3 protein-coding genes and 1 tRNA gene are annotated in these 2,359 nt (G+C 55.5%); 1 reads left to right on the top strand and 3 read right to left on the bottom strand.

Going from position 1 to position 2,359, the window contains the following annotated elements; all coding sequences use genetic code 11:
• Nucleotides 1-16: 16 nt before the first annotated feature.
• Nucleotides 17-90, bottom strand: a tRNA-Cys gene (locus AC221Y_RS23110).
• 76 nt (nt 91-166) lie between these two features.
• On the bottom strand, nt 167-694 hold the full coding sequence (locus AC221Y_RS23115) for a tyrosine-type recombinase/integrase (protein ID WP_486708628.1): 528 nt from the start codon (nt 692-694) through the stop codon (nt 167-169).
• 410 nt (nt 695-1,104) lie between these two features.
• On the opposite strand from AC221Y_RS23115, the gene AC221Y_RS23120 reads away from it, so the two are divergent.
• On the top strand, nt 1,105-1,404 hold the full coding sequence (locus tag AC221Y_RS23120) for a hypothetical protein (RefSeq protein WP_486708629.1): 300 nt from the start codon (nt 1,105-1,107) through the stop codon (nt 1,402-1,404).
• A 514-nt stretch (nt 1,405-1,918) separates the two neighbouring features.
• On the opposite strand, the gene AC221Y_RS23125 is transcribed toward AC221Y_RS23120, so the two are convergent.
• Nucleotides 1,919-2,317, bottom strand: a complete 399-nt coding sequence (locus tag AC221Y_RS23125; protein WP_486708630.1) for an MAPEG family protein — start codon at nt 2,315-2,317, stop codon at nt 1,919-1,921.
• Between the last annotated feature and the right edge of the window lie 42 nt (nt 2,318-2,359).

Consider the following 2,359-nt stretch of genomic DNA (forward strand, 5'->3'; position numbering starts at 1 on the left):
AAAATATTTTGGAATTTGGAGGCGAGTAGGAGAATCGAACTCCTGTACACGGATTTGCAATCCGCTGCGTAACCACTCCGCCAACTCGCCGGAAGCCCGTGCTGCTTAGGTTTCTCGAGCGTTCGCGTCAAGCTGTTATCACTCATGTTATCAGCGTTCGTTCTGTCTATGTTCGTGCACGCTTTTCTGCCGCTGAGCGCGCGCGCATTTCCTGACGCGCTTCTCCTGCGTATTTCCGTATCATGGCAATTGATGCGTGCCCGCTGAATGCCGCTATTTCGTCGTCCGTGCAATTGGCCCAGGCAAGCTCCATAACGCCGCGATAGCGGAGCGCATGTAGGTCAAATTCAAGTAGCCCGAGACGTTGGCGCTCCTTGCGCATGATTTGTGCCAAATATCGATAGGACATTGGCTGGCCATCGCGCCGCGTCAGAATCGTCAAACCAACCCTCGGTGCGTCGTCCAAAGCATGTTGAAGCGTCTCCGTGCAGGGCAGCCTTAGCATCCGTCCTGTCTTGCCCTGTCGTATTCGGAGTGACTGTCCATTGTAATCGGACCAGCAAAATCGAACCCAGTCGCCGGGGCGCTGTACGCTCCCGATGCCAATTTCAAAAATCAATAGGGGAAGGGCGTGCGCTTCCTCTCTAAAATGCTCAACCGCGGCTTGCCAAAACGGCCGGAGAGGGCCTTTCAACCGTCGTTGATTTTGAGCGAGAGCGTCGTCGCGTATCGTCCGAGTCCGTTCAGAGAATGGCGCGAGCGTTGGCGGCTGCTGGCATTGATTTCATTCCCAGGAACGGTGGCGGTCTTGGGGTGCGCTTGAGTTCTTCGGATTAGACGTATCGCTCGCCTCAAGCGCGCATTGTTAGCGCAGCGGCGAGGTCGAGGTGCCAGGTTATTTGGCATTTGCGTCGCCGAGGGGACCTGGTCAGGCCTTGAGTGACTCGCAAAACCACCGCCTGCTTGGTCGGTTTGCGGTCTGCCTTGCCTGACAAAGCTCATCGTTGTGGCTGTGTGGCGGACCGTCTGACGTGGTTGCTGGCAATTTGCACGGAGGAAGGATGAACTTTTGTGCTATGCTTGGCTTCATTGGAGGGTGACCAAATGAGCTTTGTATCAATCACGACTTGGCGGATCACAGGTGAGACCGAGACACTGCAGCACGTAACGGAACTCATGAAGCGAAAATACTTTCCCGGGCTTTTGGCTTTGGGGGCCAAGCATTCCATGCTTATGGATGCCGAATTGGATCGATTTGCCATCGTGACTGTCTATCCCAGCCGCCAGGTGCGCGATGATGCGCTCGCGCACATCTCCGATCTGCGTCGCGAAGGTGCAGAGGAATTTGGCGCGGAGCTGATGGACGCCTATGCTGGAGAGGTCTTGGCCGCGTCCGATGAGTAGACCTCCCGGTCTAAATTCTTGGATCGTGTTTTAAACTGACCTTCAATGTCGATCCGACAGCGCCCGTCTCGTCCCTCTGACAGGCGCCTTCAGCGACGAATGATCCCACAGTTCCAACCAAAACCGTCAGATGCGTGCCTTGAGCCAAACGCGCTCATGGGCGTGTGGCGCCGAAGACCCGACCGGAAGTTCTGTCCCTCGTTGTCTCGCGCCTGAACTCAAGCCTCTAGAGTTGCCTCATAGACGAGGACAAAACAGCCCGCCCTTCGGGGTGGCCTGTTTCAACGTTGACGTGCGCCCGAAGTGACCAAGTCTGCTTTCGACCCAACAGGACCTTCGGGCTGTTAGCTGCGAACGGCTTCACTCATGTGCAGATTCTGACACCTACCCTAAGGCGCATCGCGACGCCGGTTGGAGCAGGAGCCATCCACGACCCCATCAAATCTGAGTCCAATGTGGACACTCATAATCTGAGGATAACTTGCGCTGACTTCGAGATCTTTTGCTATTGACCTTAGATCCAGCCCAGCACGCGGAGCCCCAACCCAAGAGTTGATAGCGCTGCCAGAGCGAAACTGAGCGTTCTCAGGATAGTGATCCCCAAGGTATAGATGACGTAGTGTGCAAAAATGCCGATGAAGAATGTCAACGCCAACAGTCCGGGGTATGTGTCGTCGGGTATTCGTATCATTGCGAGGATCGCAAGCGGTGCAAATGCGACGAAGGCTTCGACCGCCACTTTATGCGCGGCTTTAGCCCGCAGCGCCCAGGCCGACTGGGGAGCCAAAGCCGGACTTGGATTGTCAAGGGCTCCCATCAGCCCACGCACCATGATCCTGTCGATGATATAAGGCACCCAGGCCACAGCGATCCAAAGCGCGGAAAGGCCGGTATAGAATTCTAATTGCGACATTTTAAGTTCTCCCTTTTAAGTTCGAAACAGCCCACTCGGAAC

This window comes from Boseongicola sp. (assembly GCF_057460485.1).